This window comes from Streptomyces sp. AMJ-169, assembly GCF_055597585.1.
Genome location: NZ_JBVLTJ010000005.1, coordinates 518,536 through 537,220, shown reverse-complemented (window position 1 = coordinate 537,220; position 18,685 = coordinate 518,536). Strand labels below are relative to the sequence as shown.

Below are 18,685 nucleotides of genomic sequence, written 5' to 3'. Positions count from 1 at the left end.
TGCTGTCCAGCAGGGGCCCACCGGCGGGGAGTTCGGCCTTACGTCGGGTCGAGCCCGTGGCTGCGCAGCCACGGCAGCGGGTCGATCGCGGAGCCCCCGGCCGGCCGGACCTCGAAGTGCAGATGCGGGCCCGTGGAGTTGCCGGAGTTGCCGGAGTAGGCGATCGGTTCGCCGGCCTTGACGGTCGTACCGGAGGCGACGCGGTAGCTGGAGAGGTGGCAGTACCAGGTCTCCGTGCCGTCCTTCGCGGTCAGGATCAGCATGTTGCCGTAGGCGCTGTTCCACTGCGTGCGGACGGTGCCGTCGGTGGCGGCCATGACGGTCGTGCCGTAGGCGACGGGGAAGTCGATGCCGGTGTGCATGGACATCCAGTTGATGCCGGACTGGCCGTAGTAGGCGCTCAGGCCGTGCTGCGCGACGGGGAGGGCGTACTTGGGGCGCAGCCGCTCCTTGCGCGCCGCCTCCGCGAGGGCCTTCTTCTTCTCGGCCTCCTGCTGCGCCTTGAGGTCGATGCGCTCCTGCGTACGGCTCGCGCGGTCGGCGAAGTCGTCGGCCTCCGCGCTGAGGCTCTCCAGCTGGCTGTCCAGCTTGTTGTTGGCGGCGGACGGCTTGACCGACTTCGTCTCGGCGGCGGCGGAGGCGGTGGTGTCCTTGCCGTCGTCGCCGAACGTGCCGACCGAGGCCGCGGCGATGCCGGCGACGCTCATCACGCACGCCGAGGGCACGGCGACGGTCAGCAGCGCGGACCGCTTCGCGGGCGCCTTGCGGCGGCGGTTCGCGGCGCGGCCCGCCGGGCGGGCGGCGGGCTCCTCCTGGCCGTCCAGCAGGACCGGGAGCTCACCTGTCGCGGCCAGGCCGTCGGCCTCGAACGTCGTGGTGGCCTGCTGGTCGAAGGGGGCGAAGGGGTCGGAGGACTGGTCGGGGTGGTGGGCCTGCGGGTCGTAGGACGGGTCGGCGGCGTCCGGTGTGTCGCCGGATGTCTCGTAAACGTCCGGCGATCCCGCGGAGTTCCACTCCGTGGCGTCGTACGCGCCGGTGTCGAAGGACTGGGTCTCGAAGGTCCCGGTCTCGAACGCCTGGGTGCCCCACTCCCACTGCTGGGTCTGGTCGGCGGGGCCGCCGCTCTGCTCGGGCGGGAGCCAGGTCCGGGTGTCCCACTGGCCGCTGCTGTCCGCCGGGGGCTGCTGCCCGGGGATGGCCGGGAGCTGCTGGTAGTCGGCCTGCCAGCCGGTGGTGTCGTAGGCGGCGTGGTGCTGGGCCGCGTACGGGTCGTGGTTCAGGGCGGGCTGAGCGCCCGTCGACCAGGTGTCGTACGCGCCGGTCCCGTAGGCGCCCGTGTCGTGGCCCCCGTAGGGGGTGGTGAAGCCGTCGTACTGGGCCTCCTGGCTGCCGTACGACGCCTGGGGCGTCGGGGCGGCGTCGGAAGCCGGGGCCGGGGGGGTCAGGATCCCCGACGGGTGACCGTCGTTCACCAACTTCTCTTTCGCCTCGACAACAGGGGCTGCCAGAGCAGTGCGGCGACTGTACCCGGCGGTACGCGGGCGCGACAATCTTCCTCAGGTTTCGCCCTTGCGGGAAACGGGCATTCGGCCGTCTTTCGGGGGACTGCGGACGCGGCTTCGGGGCTTTGTTCGAGTCAATGTTCGAAGGTGCGGCGGGGTTCCTCGCGGGCGGACGGTTTCTGCGGGGGACTTTTGCCCGGCGTTGGACTGCGCCTGTACGCCGCTTTGTTGTGTCCACGCGCCGGGTCGTGCGGCCCGCGCGCGGGGCGGGGCCCGGACCGCCGTGAGCCGGGCGGGTCTCAGGCGACCGTGAGGCCGTCCCTGCGCGCGCGGGGGAGCGGGAACTCCGCGTCCAGGGCCTGCCGTATCCCCGTCGCGACCGCCGGGTGCACCGGGAGGGCGAGGTGGCCGATGCCGGTGACGCGGACGTTGTGGACGAGCAGGTCGGGATGGTCGACGGCGGCGGTCTCCGGGGGGTCCATCAGGTGGTCGAGATCGGCCCAGAAGCTTACGAACCGGGTACGGCAGCCGGGCGCGGGCCGCCGCAGCTCCGCCAGGACCGGGGAGCCGGGGCGCATCTGACGCACGATCGGGTGGGCGTCGGCCAGGGGCACCCGGCGGGTGCCGCCGTGCGGGGTGCCCAGCGTGACCAGCACGCGCACGCGCGCGTCCCCGCCGAGGCGCTGCACGTAGTAACGGGCGATCAGACCCCCCAGGCTGTGCCCCACGACGTCGACCTGGCTGCTGCCCGTGCGCGCGCAGATGCTCTCTATGTGCCGCCCCAGGGACTCGGCGGCGACCCTGATGTCACCGGTCAGGGGCGAGTAGTTGAGGGACGTCACCGACTGGTGGCCGTGCTGGGCGAGGGTGCGGCGCAGCAGGACGAAGACCGAGCGGTTGTCGATGAAGCCGTGCAGCAGGACGACCGGCGGGCGGGCCGGCACCGGCAGCAGGTCCGGGCCGCCGGGCTCCGGCTTAGGGGGCGCGCTGGGACGCTCCTGGGTCATCCCCGTGGGGTACAGCAGGGCGTGCCCGGTGAGGATCGCGAGCTCCAGGGCGGTCGCCTTCAGCAGCGCCATGGACAGGCCCGTCAGGAAGCCGGGCAGGAGGCGGCGCAGGGGTTCCAGGGCGCGGGCGGACGTGGTCGCCCGCGCGGTGGTCGTCTGGGCGCTGGCTGCCCGCGCGGTGGCTGCCTTTGCGGGTGTCATGGCCGACCTCCTGTCGGCGCACGGGAGGAGGCACTGTTCCCCCCGTGTGCCCCTTGTGGGCGGCCGGGCGGAGGAGGCCGGCGGCCGGCGCGGGCCGGGAGGCGGTGCGGTCGCGGGCGCGCGGGTCGTGCGTGTGCTGCCCTTCGACATGCCGGGAGCGCCGTTGCGGTGCTGGTGACGAGCCCCCGTGAGTCGTGCCGTACCTGCTCCCCGAACCCTTGCGCCGACGCCGACGCGCGCCGTACCGCGCGCGCCGCGCGGCCTCGGCGCGGCGGTACGGCGACCTCGTTGCGGCTCCCGGTGCGCCCGCCTCCCCGCGGTGAACGGGGGTGCGGTGCGCGGCGAATGTGTCCCTGCGTGTGGTTTGCCCCTCGCCCTCCGCCGCGAAACTGCCGGTTACGGGATGCTGGACATAACGTTCGTTCACCTGCCGGGCGGCGGAGGCCCTCGCGCGGGCGCTGCGCGACGCGGGCATGGAGGCCACCGCCGACGCGATCGGCCTCCCGCCCCCTCGTACGCCCTCCCAGGCCCCACGGACGCCCCTCACGCCGCCTCCAACTCCCTGCGCATCTCCCCCCGCAGCCGCAGCGTCGCCGCCAGCCGGCGGAACGCCTCCGCCCAGTAGCCGCCCGCTCCCGGCGCCGCGTCGGCCGTCCCCTCGTCCGGCGCCGCCAGCAGCGCGTCGAGGCGGGGCGCCTCCGCGGGATCCAGGCAGCGCTCGGCGAGCCCCATCACCCCGCTGTGGCTCCAGGGGTAACTGCCCGTGTCCCGCGCGATGTCGAGGGCGTCCAGGACCGCCTGCCCCAGCGGCGCGGCCCACGGCACCGCGCACACGCCGAGCAGCTGGAAGGCCTCCGAGAGGCCGTGCGCGGCGATGAAACCGGCCACCCACGCGGCCCGTTCGTCCCCCGGCAGCGTGCCCAGCAGCCGCGCCCGCTCGGCCAGCGACACCGCCCCGGGACCACCCGCGCTGGGCGCGGACGGCGCGCCCAGGAGCGCCCGCGCCCAGTCCGCGTCCCGCTGCCGCACGGCGGCCCGGCACCACGCGGCATGCAGCTCCCCCAGCCACCCGTCGGCCACCGGCAGCCCCACGATCTCCCCAGGCGTACGGCCCCCCAGCCGCGCCGGCCAGCTCCCCAGGGGCGCCGCCTCCACCAACTGCCCCAGCCACCACGACCGTTCACCCCGCCCCGCCGGAGCGGCCCCTACGACGCCGTCGCGCTCCATGCCCGCGTCGCACTCGTGAGGCGCCTCGACGACGATCGTGGGCGTCTCTTGCGTGCGGTCCACGGCGACGCAGGTCCCCGCGCGCGTGGCCATCCGCGCGGCCAGCGCCGAACCCGGGAGCGCCGACAGCAACTCGGCCGCCGTGGCGCGCACGTTGCGGCTGCGGTCGGACAAGGCCTGCTCCAGGAACGGCTCGTCGCGCGGGCACAGCCCCGTGCGCAGCGAGTCCAGGAACAGCAGCCGGTCCTCGGCGCGTTCGGTCGCCCAGGTCGACGCCAGCAGCTCACGGGCGGCGTCGGCGTCCCGCGCGCGGAGCGTCCCGAGCAGCGCGACCCGCTCGGCGAACAGCCCCTCCTCCCAGACCCGTCCGGCCTCCTCGGCGGTCGACGCCGGGGTCCGGTCCGCGCCCGCCGCGCGCAGCGCGAACCGCCACTCCGGGTTCAGCCGGGCCAGCCACAGCGCGCGCGGCCCCGCGAACACCAGCACCGCCGCCCGCAGATCCGTCCGCCCCCGCGCCGCGTCCAGCAGCGCGGGCAGGGCCTGCGGCGGCGGCGCGTACCCGTGTGCGTTGGCCGCCGCCAGCCACTGCGGAAGCAGCTCCACAAGGTCCGGCACGCCCCCGCGCCGCCCCGCCGACGGGGCGCCCCGCTCGGCCAGCAGGAGGGTGAGCCGCCGGGCCGCCGCAGCCGGCAGCGCCGGACGCGGCTCCTCGGGCGCGGGCGCGAGCCGGGGGCCGGCGGCACCAGGACAGAGCCCGGCCCGGCGGCGGACGGTCGCCACGGCGGCGGCGTCCAGGAGGGCGCCGGGGGCGTCTAGGAGGGCGCCGGGGGCGTCTAGGAGGGCGCCGGGGGCGTCCACGCCCTCCCCCGGCAGCGGCCTGCGGTCCGTCCCCAAGAGGGCCGTGGTGAGCAGGGTTTCCCAGTGGGCGGTGTCCCCAGGGGTGTCGTTCATCGGGATGTCGGCTCCTTTCGGTGCGGCTCAGTGCAGGGGGACGGCTTCTCCGGGGGCGGTGGGCCAGGCGGTCAGGGGCGTGAAGCCCCGGTGGCCGCACTCGCCGAAGACCTTGACGGGGGCGCCGCCGGAGAGGGCGATCAGGCGCCACAGAGCGGGACGGGACATGGCCGCCGGCGTCAGGGGGAGGGCGGATCCGCTGCGCGCGTCCGCCAGTTGCCACGAGGTTCCGGCCGGGACCGGGACGACGTCGTCCAGGGTGACCGGCACCGAGTCCAGCCAGGGGTCCTCGCGCAGGGCGTCGCCATAGCGGGACATGGCCTGGGCCAGAGGGATGCCGGGCGGTCGTACCGAGGTCGGGGCGGGGGACGTGAACGCGTCGCCCAGGGACACGCGCGGCTGGCGCGGGCCGGGGTAGGGCGTGACCTCCGCCGCCACCGACAGGCCCACCGGCAGGCCGAGTTCGGGGGCGCGTCCGGCGCCGCCGTACGACAGGACCAGGGCCGTACGGTCCGTGGCGGCGCCGTGGAGCCAGATGCGACGCGTCGTCAGGGCGCCGTCCGAGGTGTCGTACTGGGCCAGGACCAGCCAGTCGTCGCGGACCGGCGGTCCCTGGGGAGCGGCCGGCAGGCCCACGCGCGCGCGTACGGTCGTCGCCAGTGGTTCGGGGAGTTCGTCGCGGCGCAGCCAGGCCCGGCACAGGAGGTGCAGCAGCGCGCACTCCTCCAGCAGGCGTCCGGGCCAGCCGGGGCCCGATCCGGGCAGCGCGCCCAACTCGCGCACGCGCGTGGCGAGTCCGGGCGCCTGCGCGTCCACCATCCGGGCCGCCGTCTCCTCCCACAGCCCGTACCCCGCCCGCTCGGCCGCGGCCAGCCCGCCCCGCAGCAGATCCCCCAGCCGCCGCTCCAGCTCGGCGGCCCCGGCGGTGATCCGCGCGGCACGCCGCTCCGCCCGCCGCCGGGCAGCCTCCGGATCGGCAGGACCGGCCGGTGCCGAAGATGCCTCAGGGCGTTTGCCCCGGCCCGCGAGCCACTCCCGCGCCCAGTCCGGAGCCGCCGCCCCGGCCACCTCCCCCGCCGCCCACAGCAACAGCAACCCCAGCACGTGCTTGCACGGCACCTTCCGGCTAGGGCAACCGCACCGGTACGCAGGCCCCGGCACATCGACGACCGTCCGGTACAGCGCGCTGCCCCGGCACACCCCCCACACCGCACCCCCTTCCGCGCACCCCGCCGACTCCCACCGGCCGGCCGCCGCGAGCTTGTCCCCCGCCACCCGTGATGCCTCGTCAGGCGCCAGTGCCCGCACCTGATCCGCGCTCCAGCGCTCCCCCTGCTGCGTCATGTCCCCGACGGTAGGACCCGGCACTGACAATCGCCCTCGCCGTCCCCTCCGAAAACCCTGTTTCCGCAGGTCAGCGCGATTGTCAGTGGTGTGGTGCATGGTGGAGCCAGATCGGAAAACCGGCCGAGCCGGAGGGGGACCCAGTCATGCCCGAAACCACCGAAAACACATCCGCGGACGATTCCGCGCCGACCGTTCTCAGGGCGCACGCGGAGGACGAGTTCGCGGCCGAACTCACCGCGCTCGCCGCGTACGACGACCGCCCGCGCCCGGCCGGATGGAAGCTGTCGCCCTGGGCGGTGACGACCTATCTGCTGGGCGGCGGACTGCCCGGCGGGGAAGTGATCTCGCCCAAGTACGTCGGCCCGCGCCGCATCGTCGAGGTCGCCGTCTCCACGCTCGCGACCGACCGCGCGCTGCTGCTCCTCGGCGTGCCCGGCACGGCGAAGACGTGGGTGTCGGAGCATCTGGCCGCGGCCGTCAGCGGCGACTCGACGCTGCTCGTGCAGGGCACGGCGGGGACGCCGGAGGAGGCGATCCGCTACGGCTGGAACTACGCGCGGCTGCTCGCGGACGGCCCGAGCCGCGCGGCCCTCGTGCCCAGCCCCGTGCTGCGGGCCATGGCCGAGGGCAGGACGGCCCGGATCGAGGAGCTGACCCGCATCCCGGCGGACGTGCAGGACACGCTGATCACGATCCTGTCGGAGAAGACCCTGCCTGTGCCCGAACTGGGCGAGGAGGTCCAGGCCGTGCGCGGCTTCAACCTGATCGCCACGGCCAACGACCGCGACCGGGGGGTCAACGACCTCTCCAGCGCGCTGCGCCGCCGGTTCAACACGGTGGTGCTGCCCCTGCCGGAGAGCGCCGAGGCCGAGGTCGACATCGTCGTGCGCCGCGTCGGGCAGCTCGGCCGGTCCCTGGAGCTGCCGGCCGCGCCCGAGGGCATCGAGGAGATCCGGCGCGTGGTGACCGTCTTCCGGGAACTGCGCGAAGGGGTCACCGGGGACGGCCGTACGAAGGTCAAGTCGCCCAGCGGGACGCTCTCGACGGCCGAGGCGATCTCGGTCGTCACCGGAGGGCTCGCGCTGGCCGCGCACTTCGGGGACGGGGTGCTGCGCGCGGGGGACGTCGCCGCGGGGATCCTCGGGGCCGTCGTCCGCGATCCGGGCGCGGACCGGGGGGTGTGGCAGGAGTACCTGGAGACGGTGGTGCGGGAGCGGGACGGATGGACGGACTTCTACCGGGCGTGCAGGGAGGTGAGCGCATGAAGGACGACGACTCGAAGTGGCCTCGTGGGTGAGATGGGCGGACGGACGGATGGGCGGACGGACGGATGGGCGGATGAGCGCAGAGGGGGGTGGAGAAGTGCGGTGGCCGTTGCTGCTGGGGGTCAGGCATCACGGGCCGGGGTCGGCGCGGGCCGTGCGGGAGGCGCTGGAGAAGGCGCGCCCCGCGGTCGTCCTGGTCGAAGGGCCCATGGAGGCCGACGCGCTGGTGCCGTTCGTCGCGGACGAGGGGATGCGCGCGCCGGTCGCGCTGCTGGCGCACGCGGTGGACGAGCCGGGCCGGTCCGCGTTCTGGCCGTTCGCCGGGTTCTCCCCGGAGTGGGCGGCCCTGCGCTGGGCGCTCGCCGAAGAGGTCCCGGTCCGCTTCATGGACCTGCCGGCCGCCCACACCCTGGCGCGGCCCGCCGAGGACCCCGAGGAGGCCGTCCGCGTCGACCCGCTGGGCGAGCTGGCCCGGGCCGCCGGGTACGACGACGCCGAGCGCTGGTGGGAGGACGTCGTCGAACACCGCGCGGCGGGCGACCCGTTCGCGGCGTTCCTGGCCGTCGAGGAGGCCATGGACGCCGTGCGGGAGGTGTACGACGACCCGGAGGGCGGCCGGGACGCCGTGCGCGAGGCCCATATGCGGCTTCAGCTGCGGGCGGCGCTGCGGGAGTTCGGGGCCGAGGGGGTGGCCGTGGTGTGCGGGGCCTGGCATGTGCCGGCGCTGCGCCGCCGTACGGCCGTCGCCGCCGACCGGGGGCTGCTCAAAGGGCTGCCGAAGGTCAAGGCGGAGCTGACGTGGGTGCCGTGGACGCACCGCAGGCTCGCGCGCGCGGGCGGGTACGGCGCCGGCGTCGACTCGCCCGGCTGGTACGCGCACCTGCACGACGCCCCGGACCGGCCGGTCGAGCGGTGGATGACCAAGGCGGCGCGGCTCCTGCGCGCGGAGGACCGCGTGGTGTCCCCGGCGCACGTCATCGAGGCGGTCCGGCTCGCCGAGACCCTCGCGGCCGTACGGGGGCGGCCGTTGCCCGGGTTCGGGGAGGTCACCGACGCCGTGCGGGCCGTGCTGTGCGAGGGCTCGGACGTGCCGCTGGAGCTGGTGCGGGACCGGCTGGCCGTCGGGGACGTCCTCGGGGAGGTGCCCGAGGGGGCGCCCGCGGTGCCGCTGCGGCGGGACCTGGAGCGCACGCAGCGCAGGCTGCGGCTGCGGCCCGAGGCGGGGGAGCGCGAGGCCGAACTGGACCTGCGCAAGGACACCGACGGCGCGCGCAGCCGCCTGCTGCACCGGCTGCGGCTGCTCGGCGTCGGGTGGGGCGAGCCGGTCGCCGGCCGGGGCGGCGCGGGCACGTTCCGCGAGACCTGGCGGCTGCGCTGGGAGCCCGAGCTGTACGTCCGGGTCGCCGAGGCGGGTGTGTGGGGGACGACCGTGGAGGCCGCGGCGACCGCGAGAGCCCGCGCGCGGGCCGAGGCGGCGAAGGCCCTCGCGGAGGTGACCGAGCTGGCCGAGCAGTGCCTGCTGGCGGACCTGCCCGGCGCGCTGCCCGACGTCATGCGCGCCCTCGCCGACCGCGCGGCGCTCGACACGGACGTCGGCCGCCTCGCCCAGGCCCTGCCCGCCCTGGTCCGCTCCCTGCGCTACGGCGACGTCCGGGGCACCGGGACAGGACCGCTCGCGGAGGTCGCGGCGGGCCTGGCCCGGCGGGTCTTCGTCGGCCTGCCCGCCGCCTGCGTGGGCCTCGACGCGGACGCGGCGCGGGAGATGCGCGGCCATGTGGACGCAGTCCAGGGGGCGGTGGCCCTGCTGGACGAGGGGGAGTTGCGGGCGTCCTGGCTCGCCGTGCTGCGCCGGCTCGCCGGGCGGGACGACGTGGCGGGGGTGGTCCGGGGCCGCGCGGCCCGGCTCCTCCTGGACGGCGGGGATGCGGGCCAGGACGAGGCCGCCCGCCGGATGGGCCTCGCCCTGTCCCCGGCGGCCCCGCCCGCCGACGCCGCCGCCTGGATCGAGGGGTTCGTCGGCGGGCCCGGGGGAGGGCTGCTGCTCGTCCACGACGAACGGCTGCTCGGGCTGGTCGACGCCTGGCTGACCGGCGTGTCCGCTGAGGCGTTCGTGGACGTACTGCCGTTGCTGCGGCGGACGTTCACCGAGTTCGAGGCGGGGGTGCGGCGGACGCTGGGGGAGGTGGTGCGGCGGGAGCCGCGGGAGCGGGGGAACGCGGCCGGGATTTCTTGGGCGGCCGGATTCGGGGCCAGGCTCGATGAGGGGCGGGCGGCGGCGGTGGTGCCGGTGGTGCGGGGGCTGCTGGGGTCCGGAAATTCGTGGGCGGATGTGTGAACCGATCGGAGGGGGTGGACCGATGAAGGGGTGTAGGGCGAAAGGGGCGGAAGGGCAGGAAGGGCAGGAAAGGGAGCGGGCGACGGAGGGGAAGGAGGTGACGCCGGCGGAAACGACGGAAGCAGCCGAGGGAGAGAGAGGAGCGGAAGCAGCGGGAGGAGAGGGAGTAGCGGACGGAATCGGGGACGCGGCAGCGGAGCGGCTGCGGCGGTGGCGGCTGGTGCTGGGCGGCGAGGCGGCGGGTGCGCCGGGTGAAGGTGAAGAGGAGGGGACGGGATGGGAACTGAGCGGGCGGGACGCGGCGATGGACCGGGCGCTGGGGGCGCTGTACTCCGGCGGAGGGAAAGGGGAGGAGGAGGGGCGGAGAGAGAGGGGAGCGGGGCTCGGGGCGTCCGCGCCGTCGGTGGCGCGGTGGCTCGGGGACGTGCGGGAGTACTTCCCCTCCTCGGTGGTGCGGGTCATGCAGCGGGACGCCATCGAGCGGCTGGGCCTGGCGTCGCTGCTGCTGGAGCCGGAGATGCTGGAGGCGGTGGAGCCGGACGTCCATCTGGTGGGGACGCTGCTCTCGCTGAACAAGGCGCTGCCGGAGACGACGAGGGAGACCGCGCGGGCGGTCGTCAGGAAAGTCGTCGCGGATCTGGAGAAGCGGCTCGCGGGGCGGACCCGGGCCGTGATCGGCGGAGCCCTCGACCGGGGTGCGCGGATGAACCGTCCGCGCCACCGCGACATCGACTGGAACCGCACCATCGCCGCCAACCTCAGGCACTACCTCCCCGAGCGGGGGACGGTCGTGCCGGAGCGGCTCGTCGGATACGGGCGGGCGGCGCAGTCACTCAAGAAAGAGGTCGTGCTCTGTATAGATCAGTCGGGTTCGATGGCGGCGTCGGTGGTGTACGCGTCGGTGTTCGCGGCGGTGCTGGCCTCCATGCGGACGATCAGCACGCGACTCGTCGTCTTCGACACGGCGGTCGTCGATCTCACCGATCAGCTGGATGACCCGGTGGACGTGCTGTTCGGGACACAGCTCGGCGGCGGGACCGACATCAACCGGGCGCTGGCGTACTGCCAGGAGCGCATCGAGCGGCCTGCGGAGACGGTGGTCGTGCTGATCAGCGATCTGTACGAAGGGGGGATAAGGGACGAGATGCTGAAACGGGTGGCGGCGATGAGGACTTCCGGGGTCGAGGTGTTGGCCCTGTTGGCCCTCTCCGACGAAGGGGCCCCGGCCTACGATCGGGAGCACGCGACGGCGCTGGGAGCGCTCGGGGTCCCGGCGTTCGCCTGTACTCCGGATCTCTTTCCGGAGGTGATGGCGGCGGCGTTGGAGAGGAGAGCGATACCGGTGCCCGACCGGGGGTGAGCGCCGGCTGACGGGGCGGCCGGGGACAAGGGGCCCGGGGCGGGACGGCGTTCGGTGACGGCGGACACCGGCTCGCCCCGGATCCCCCGCCCCGGATCCCCCGCCCGGCCCGCCGGGTGGGCCCGGGGTGACCGGTGAGGACGCGCCGGTGCGGCACGGAGTGTCAGAGATCGCGGCATCATGTGACAGGTATCACCGCTCAGGTGCGACTCGCGATTTAGAGGGCTCCGCCCAGCAGGGATAACCTGCGAGACGGACATGCCGCGCGCCGGACACCGTGTGCGCCCTCCTTGTGACACAGCGGTCGTCACGTTGCCCTTCGCGGCACGCCCACGCATCCAACGAACCGCGAGATCACTGATAGGGACGGAAGCGCGTGGACCTGTTCGAGTACCAGGCGAGGGACCTCTTCGCCAAGCACGATGTACCGGTGCTGGCCGGTGAAGTCATCGACACGCCTGAGGCGGCCCGCGCAGCCACCGAGCGCCTCGGTGGCAAGTCCGTCGTCAAGGCCCAGGTGAAGGTCGGCGGCCGTGGCAAGGCCGGCGGTGTGAAGCTGGCCGCGACCACCGACGAGGCCGTCGAGCACGCGACCAACATCCTCGGCATGGACATCAAGGGCCACACGGTCCACAAGGTGATGATCGCCGAGACCGCGCCGGAGATCGTGGAGGAGTACTACGTCTCCTTCCTCCTCGACCGCGCCAACCGCACCTTCCTCTCCATCGCCTCCGTCGAGGGCGGCATGGAGATCGAGGAGGTCGCCGAGAAGCGCCCCGAGGCCGTCGCCAAGACGCCGATCGACGCCATCGAAGGGGTGACCCCCGAGAAGGCGCGGGAGATCGTCAAGTCCGCGAAGTTCCCGGCCGAGGTCGCCGACAAGGTCGCCGACGTGCTGGTCAGGCTGTGGGACACCTTCATCAAGGAGGACGCCCTCCTGGTCGAGGTCAACCCGCTGGCGAAGGTCGCCTCCGGTGAGGTCATCGCGCTCGACGGCAAGGTCTCGCTCGACGACAACGCCGAGTTCCGCCACCCCGACTTCGAGGAGCTCCACGACAAGGCCGCGGCGAACCGGCTTGAGGCCGCGGCGAAGGAGAAGGGCCTCAACTACGTCAAGCTGGAGGGCGAGGTCGGCATCATCGGCAACGGCGCGGGTCTCGTCATGAGCACCCTCGACGTCGTCGCCTACGCCGGCGAGAACCATGGCGGCGTCAAGCCCGCCAACTTCCTCGACATCGGCGGCGGCGCCTCCGCCCAGGTCATGGCGAACGGCCTGGAGATCATCCTGGGCGACCCGGACGTCAAGTCGGTCTTCGTGAACGTCTTCGGCGGCATCACCGCCTGTGACGAGGTCGCCAACGGCATCGTCCAGGCCCTGAAGCTCCTTGAGGACCGCGGCGAGAACGTCTCCAAGCCGCTCGTCGTCCGCCTCGACGGCAACAACGCCGAGCTGGGCCGCAAGATCCTCACCGACGCCGCCCACCCGCTGGTGCAGCGCGTCGACACCATGGACGGCGCGGCCGACAAGGCCGCCGAGCTGGCCGCCGCCAAGTAAGCACTCAGGACGAGGACACCACACACCATGGCTATCTGGCTCAACAAGGACAGCAAGGTCATCGTCCAGGGCATGACCGGCGCCACCGGGCAGAAGCACACCAAGCTGATGCTGGCCGACGGCACCGACGTCGTGGGCGGCGTGAACCCCCGCAAGGCCGGTACGACCGTCGACTTCGACGGCACCGAGGTACCCGTCTTCGGGACCGTCGCCGAGGCGATCGAGGCGACGGGCGCCAACGTCACCGTCATCTTCGTCCCGGAGAAGTTCACGAAGGACGCCGTCATCGAGGCGATCGACGCCGAGATCGAGCTGGCCGTCGTGATCACCGAGGGCATCGCCGTGCACGACTCGGCGAACTTCTGGGCGTACGCCGGCCAGAAGGGCAACAAGACCCGCATCATCGGCCCGAACTGCCCCGGCATCATCACGCCCGGCCAGTCCAACGTCGGCATCATCCCCGGTGACATCACCAAGCCCGGCCGCATCGGCCTGGTCTCGAAGTCCGGCACGCTGACGTACCAGATGATGTACGAGCTGCGCGACATCGGCTTCTCGACCGCCGTCGGCATCGGTGGCGACCCGATCATCGGTACGACGCACATCGACGCGCTCGCCGCGTTCGAGGCCGACCCCGACACCGAGCTGATCGTGATGATCGGTGAGATCGGCGGCGACGCCGAGGAGCGGGCCGCCGACTTCATCGCGAAGAACGTGACGAAGCCGGTCGTCGGTTACGTCGCGGGCTTCACCGCGCCCGAGGGCAAGACCATGGGCCACGCCGGCGCCATCGTCTCCGGCTCCTCCGGCACGGCGCAGGCGAAGAAGGAGGCTCTCGAGGCCGCGGGCGTCAAGGTCGGCAAGACGCCGACGGAGACGGCGAAGCTGGCCAGGGAGATCCTGTCCGCCTGAGTTTGGCTGACTGCGCGTCGACGGGCCCGTTCCCAGGTGGGGGTGGGCCCGTCGCCGTTTTCGGGTGCGGCTGCGTCGTGGCTGGTCGCGCAGTTCCCCGCGCCCCTAAAAGATTCGGCGTGCCGCCGCTCCCTCACTTCACCTCCGGCACCAACCTCTCCGGCCCGTGATGCGCCTCCTTCCGCAGCTTCGCGCGCAGCGCGAGTTCCGCGTCCGACAGCGCCCCCGGCGCCACCCGCGCGGGCACCCCGCGCACCGTCTCCCCGGCCGGGACCGGAGGCTCGTAATGGGTGGGAGCCGTCTGCAAGGTGAGCGCGGTGGCGCCGATGATGGCGACCGTGAAGGCGATCGCGGCGCGCGTCCAGAAGCTGGCGCGGCGCTCGCCGGTGATCCGGACCGTCGCGGGTTTCGGCGCGCGCAGCCGCTGCGCGCCGGCGACTTCGGCGAGCCGCCGGTGCAGCACGGCCGGGTCCGACAGCTCGGGCAGCCGGTTCGACAGCATCTCGCGGGCGTGCAGGATGCGGTTCGCGGCGGCCGGGGTGCTTGCCTCCGTCTCCGCGGCCGTCTCGGGAAGGTCGAGGCCGACGCCGTCGTACAGGACGAGGGTGCGGCGGTAGGAGGGGGGCAGTTTCAGCAGGACGTCGAGGAGGGCGCGGTCGGGGGCCGTGGCCGGCGGGGGTTCGGGGTGGCGGTAGCGGGGGCGCATCCGGTGCCAGGGGGAGAGGGCGTACTCGTACGCGGTGGCGCGCACCCAGCCGGCCGGGTCGCGGTCGGTCGCCACCTCGGGCCAGCGCTGCCAGGCGGTCTGGAAGGCCCGTTCGACCGACTCGCGGGCGAGTTCGCGGCGGCCGGTGAGGAGGTAGGTCTGGCGGACGAGGGCGGGGGAGCAGAAGGCGTAGAGGGCGTCGAAGGCCTGGGCGGGGGTAAGGGGGCCGGCTTCCCGCGGCTCGGTCACCGCAGGAGCGGGGGCCGCTTCTTGAGGGGCGGTCACCTCTTGGGGTGAAGCCGTCTCTTGAGCGGACGTCACCCCTTGAGCGGACGTCACCCTTTGAGCGGACGTCAGCTCCGGCCTGGGCGTCAACTCCGGCGAAAGCTCACCCGAAAGCTTCTCCGGCAACTCCGCCCTCCCCATCCTCATCCGCTCCGGCGGCTCCAGCGACGCCAGCAACCTCGCGTACACCTCCCTCTTCCGCCCCCGGGGCGTCGTACGTCCGGTCTCCCACGCCCGCACCGTCTCCCGGGTGACGCCGACGGTGGTCGCGACCTGAGCCTGTGTCAGCGCGTGGGCCTCGCGCAGGCGTCGGCGTTCCTTGGGGGGAGGGAGCGGGGCGGCTGGACTCTGGTTCACCGGGCACCCTTTCGTACGAAAAAGTACATAAGCGTATTTTGGGTGACACGGCGAATGTTCGCCTGTTACGACGGGAAAGCGCGTGTCGTTGGGAGCATGACCGGCGTGATCCCGATCCGCGTGAGCCGACCGTCACTGCCCGCCCTCCGCGCCCTCCTCCGCGACCGTTCCCCCGGCCTCGTGTCGGGCCTGCTGGCCGGCGCCCTCGCCGCGGGCCTGGGGCTCGGCGCGGTCGCGGTGCTGGTGACGGTCCTGTGGATCAGCTCGCCGTACCCCGACAGCGGCCCCGGCGGCGCCCTCCACGCCGCCGCCGCCCTCTGGCTCCTCGCCCACGGCGCCGAACTCGTCCGCGTCGACACCCTCTCGGGCGTCCCCGCACCCGTAGGGGTGACGCCGCTGCTCCTCCTCGCCCTCCCGATGTGGCTCGTGCACCGCGCCGCGCGCGACGCCGGGGGCCGTACGGCGTGGGCGGGCGTGGTCATCGGCTACCTGATGATCGCCGCGGCGACGGCCGCCTACGCGACGGCCGGCCCCCTGCGCCCCGCCTGGACCTGGACCCTCACGGCCGTCCCGCTCCTGGTCGCCGCCGCCGCGTGGACGGGCTACGGCCTGCCCCGCTCGCTGGCCGGCCGCACGCCCCCCTGGGCGGGCACGGCCCTGCGCGCGGCCGGCGCCGGCACGGCCGTCCTCCTGGGCGGCGGCGCGCTCCTGGTGGCCGCCTCCTCCCTCCTCCACGCCCGCGCCGCGCAGGCGTCCTTCCTCCACCTCACCGAGGGCTGGTCCGGCAGGTTCGCGGTCCTCCTCCTCTGCCTGGCCCTGATCCCCAACGCGGCGGTCTGGGCGGCCTCGTACGCCCTGGGCCCCGGCTTCCTCCTGGGCACGGGCCATGTGATCACCCCGCTCGCCTCATCTCCTGCGGCGCTGCTCCCCCCGTTCCCGCTCCTGTCGGCGGTCCCGGATGCCGGCGCGGGGGGCCCGTTGACGTGGGCGGCGGGGTTGGTGCCGGTGGTGGCGGGGTTGGTGGTGGGGTGGTTTGTGGGGGTTGGCGGGGAGAGGGGGCGGCCGTTGGGAGGGGGTTCCGGAGGAGGGCGGTTGGCTGAGGGGGGTTCGCGGGAGGGGCGGTTCGGGGAGGGGCGGTCGGGGGCGGGGTGGCTGGCTGGGGGGTGGTCGACTGGAGGGGGGTCGGTTGGGGGGAGGCCGCTTGAGGGGCGACCGCTTGAGGGGCGGTCATTTGAGGGGCGGCCGTTTGAGGGGCGGTCATTTGAGGGGCGGCCGTTTGAGGGGCGGTCGGTTGAAGGGGGATCGTTTGAGGGGCGGCCGATCGAGGGACGATCGGTTGAGGGGAGGCCGCTTGAGGGGTGGCCGGTTGAAGGGCTGCCGACTGGCGGACGGTCTTCGGGAGGGCGGTTCGCTGAAGGGCGGTCGGGTGAACGGCGGTTGGGGGAGGGGGTGCCGGTTGAAGGGGGGTTGTCGGGTGGACGGTCGGTTGAAGGGCTGCCCTCCGACGGGCGTTCCCTCTCCGGCGGACGTTCGCTCTCCAACGAGCGCGCTCTCTCCGGCGGGCTTTCCCTCTCCGGCGAGCGTTCCTCTTCTGGCGGGCGTTCGCTCTCCGGCGAGCGTTCCCCTTCTGACGGGCGTTCCCTCGGAGCCCCGAGCCTCCCCATCACCGCGCTCACCGCAGCCGTGGCGGCTCTGACCTGCTCCTTCTTCATCACCGTGGCGGCTGTCATCGCGGGCGGCCCCCTAGGGGTGGGCGCGCTGGCCAGCTTCGGACCGGTCTGGTGGCAGACCGGCACGGCGGCCCTCGTCTGGATGATGGGTTTGGCGGTGCCGGTGGCGTTGGGGGTACGGGTGTGGCGCCGCAGGGAACGGAAGCAGAGGGGTACGACGATCCCGGCGTCGCCGCTGACACCGGCATCGCCCTTGGCTACGCCGCTGCCCTTGGCTCCGCTGCCGCCGGCTCAGTCATCGACTTCGGCGTCTGCGCTGACTCCGGTACTTGAGCAGAACTCGGCGTCTGCGCTGACTCCGGTACTTGAGCGGACCCCGTCGCCTGCACCGACTCCGGCACCTGGGCAGAACTCATCGCCTGCACAGACCTCGTCCCCTTTGCAGCCTCCGTCGCCCTCACTGACCCCGGCACCTTCGCGGACCTCGGAGTCTTCATCGACCCCGGCACCTTCGCAGACTCCGGAGTTTTCATCGACTCCGGCACCCTCGCAGACCCCGCCAGCCTCGCCGGCCCTGACGCCTTTGCAGACCCCGGAGTTCTCATCGACTCCGACGCCTTCACAGGCCCCGACGCCCTCACCGACGCCAGCGACTTCTAAGACCCCGGAGCCTGCACCGGCTCCGGCGCCTTCGCAGAGTCAGGCGTCTTCATCGCCCCTGACGCCTTCGCTGCCAGCGCCCTCGCAGATCTCGTCACCCTCTTCGACCCCAGCACCTTCACAGCCCCCGACACCTCCACCACCCCCGGCCACCCCCGAGCCGCCCACCTCAGAGAAGCGCTCCCGCCGGACCTTCCCCTGGCCCCGCGCCAGAACGAGGACGAAGGAGACGCCCACAGAGTTGCCGACCGGGCAGCCCGTACCCCGCCTAGACGACCCCGTCTACGCCCACCTTCACCAGGACGCCTCCTACGACCTGGACGCCCCGGACGCCCTCTTCGACCCCTACGACTTCCACACCCCGGACCCCGACCCGTCCTGGCACGCCGACACGGCCAGGGAGGCCCGCTGGGCAGCACTGAGGAAGGCGTCGAAACCTTGGGAGGAGTCGGAGGAGGAGCTGGGGGAGAAGGGGGAGCCGGGGAGGGAGTAGGGGCGCCGGGGAGGAAAGGGGCGCCCGGAGAAAGCGATGGGGGCGGGGGAGAGGAGCCGGGGGAAAGGGACGCTCGGAGGGAGAGGGGCCGGAAAGAAGGAGTTGGGGGGAAGGGGTGCCCCTCCCGGGCGGGGAGATGCCGGAGGGGAAGGGCGCCGGAGAGGAAGTGGGGCGCCCAGGGAAGCAGCCGGACCGGATAGCAAGGGGCGAGGGAGGGGGAGAGAGGCCGCAGAAAGAGGGGCGCTCGGGGGGAGGGGGCCCGGAGAAGCGACTGGGCCGGAGAAGGGGAGCTGGAGAGGAAGCGCTGCCCAAGGGGAGAGAAAGCGAGGGCACCCGGAGAAAGCAGCCGGGCAGGAGAGGAGGGCGCTGGGGAGGAGAGCGCCGGAGATGAAGGGGTGCCTGGAGAAGAGGCTGGGCTGGAGAGGGAGAGGTGCCCCAGAAGGAGGGATGCCAGAGGGGAAGGGTGCCGGAGAGGAAAAGGGGCGCCCGGGGGAAGCGGCTGGGCCGGAGAAGAAGGGCCGGAAAAGCAAGGGCGGCCGGGATGGGAGCAGCGAGCCGGGAAAAGGAGGAGCCGGAGCAGAGCTGCTCAGGGAGGAACGGCGCCTGAAGGAGACAGCGGCTCGACGGCCTCGTATACCGGCCTCCCCGCACCTCCCGCAGACGCCCGCCTCGGAACGCACCTCCCGGAACGCCCCCTCTCGGGACGAACAGCTCCAGGCGTATCCGCTCGGGGCGTCCCCGCTTTGGGCGCGCTTGCTGAGGACATGCAGCTCGGAGGCACCTTCTCGGGACGGACAGCTTCAGGCGTATCCGCTCGGGGCGTCCCCGCTTTGGGCGCTCTTGCTGAGGACA

Annotated in this window: 11 protein-coding genes and 1 pseudogene; 7 read left to right on the top strand and 5 right to left on the bottom strand. The window is 73.6% G+C overall.

Annotated features, from left to right (window positions below; genetic code table 11):
- Positions 1-38: 38 nt before the first annotated feature.
- The 4 genes from ACYUD3_RS15695 to ACYUD3_RS15680 form a co-directional block, all read right to left on the bottom strand.
- On the bottom strand, positions 39-1,472 hold the full coding sequence (locus ACYUD3_RS15695; protein ID WP_470969586.1) for a M23 family metallopeptidase: 1,434 nt from the start codon (positions 1,470-1,472) through the stop codon (positions 39-41).
- A 329-nt stretch (positions 1,473-1,801) separates the two neighbouring features.
- Entirely contained in the window at positions 1,802-2,710 is a 909-nt protein-coding gene (locus tag ACYUD3_RS15690; RefSeq protein WP_470969584.1) for an esterase/lipase family protein, read from the bottom strand.
- 543 nt (positions 2,711-3,253) lie between these two features.
- Complete coding sequence (locus ACYUD3_RS15685) at positions 3,254-4,888, bottom strand: DUF5691 domain-containing protein (RefSeq protein ID WP_470969581.1); 1,635 nt, start codon at positions 4,886-4,888, stop codon at positions 3,254-3,256.
- Positions 4,889-4,915: 27 nt separating this feature from the next.
- A complete protein-coding gene (locus tag ACYUD3_RS15680; RefSeq protein ID WP_470969579.1) occupies positions 4,916-6,232 on the bottom strand; it encodes an SWIM zinc finger family protein in 1,317 nt (438 codons plus the stop codon).
- A gap of 146 nt (positions 6,233-6,378) precedes the next feature.
- Here ACYUD3_RS15680 and ACYUD3_RS15675 point away from each other — a divergent pair, with 146 nt between their 5' ends.
- The 5 genes from ACYUD3_RS15675 (at position 6,379) to sucD (ending at position 13,662) form a co-directional block, all read left to right on the top strand.
- The gene (locus ACYUD3_RS15675; RefSeq protein WP_470969577.1) at positions 6,379-7,500 is read left to right on the top strand and encodes an ATP-binding protein; all 1,122 of its coding nucleotides are present in this window, start codon (positions 6,379-6,381) and stop codon (positions 7,498-7,500) included.
- Positions 7,501-7,573: 73 nt separating this feature from the next.
- Positions 7,574-9,835 (top strand): DUF5682 family protein, encoded by a 2,262-nt coding sequence (locus ACYUD3_RS15670; RefSeq protein WP_470969574.1) that lies wholly within the window; start codon positions 7,574-7,576, stop codon positions 9,833-9,835.
- 178 nt (positions 9,836-10,013) lie between these two features.
- Positions 10,014-11,195 (top strand): VWA domain-containing protein, encoded by a 1,182-nt coding sequence (locus ACYUD3_RS15665; RefSeq protein ID WP_470969826.1) that lies wholly within the window; start codon positions 10,014-10,016, stop codon positions 11,193-11,195.
- A 376-nt stretch (positions 11,196-11,571) separates the two neighbouring features.
- A complete protein-coding gene (gene sucC / locus ACYUD3_RS15660; protein ID WP_470969573.1) occupies positions 11,572-12,750 on the top strand; it encodes an ADP-forming succinate--CoA ligase subunit beta in 1,179 nt (392 codons plus the stop codon).
- 27 nt (positions 12,751-12,777) lie between these two features.
- Positions 12,778-13,662: a succinate--CoA ligase subunit alpha gene (gene sucD, locus ACYUD3_RS15655; protein WP_470969570.1), complete on the top strand. Its 885-nt coding sequence runs from the start codon at positions 12,778-12,780 to the stop codon at positions 13,660-13,662.
- Positions 13,663-13,795: 133 nt separating this feature from the next.
- Here the strand turns inward: sucD and ACYUD3_RS15650 are convergent, their stop codons facing one another.
- Positions 13,796-15,010 (bottom strand): sigma factor-like helix-turn-helix DNA-binding protein, encoded by a 1,215-nt coding sequence (locus ACYUD3_RS15650; RefSeq protein ID WP_470969568.1) that lies wholly within the window; start codon positions 15,008-15,010, stop codon positions 13,796-13,798.
- 54 nt (positions 15,011-15,064) lie between these two features.
- Between ACYUD3_RS15650 and ACYUD3_RS15645 the strand changes: the two are divergent.
- Positions 15,065-16,846: pseudogene (locus tag ACYUD3_RS15645) on the top strand (cell division protein PerM); the annotation flags it as partial.
- 735 nt (positions 16,847-17,581) lie between these two features.
- Entirely contained in the window at positions 17,582-17,833 is a 252-nt protein-coding gene (locus ACYUD3_RS15640; RefSeq protein WP_470969845.1) for a hypothetical protein, read from the top strand.
- Positions 17,834-18,685 lie beyond the last annotated feature (852 nt).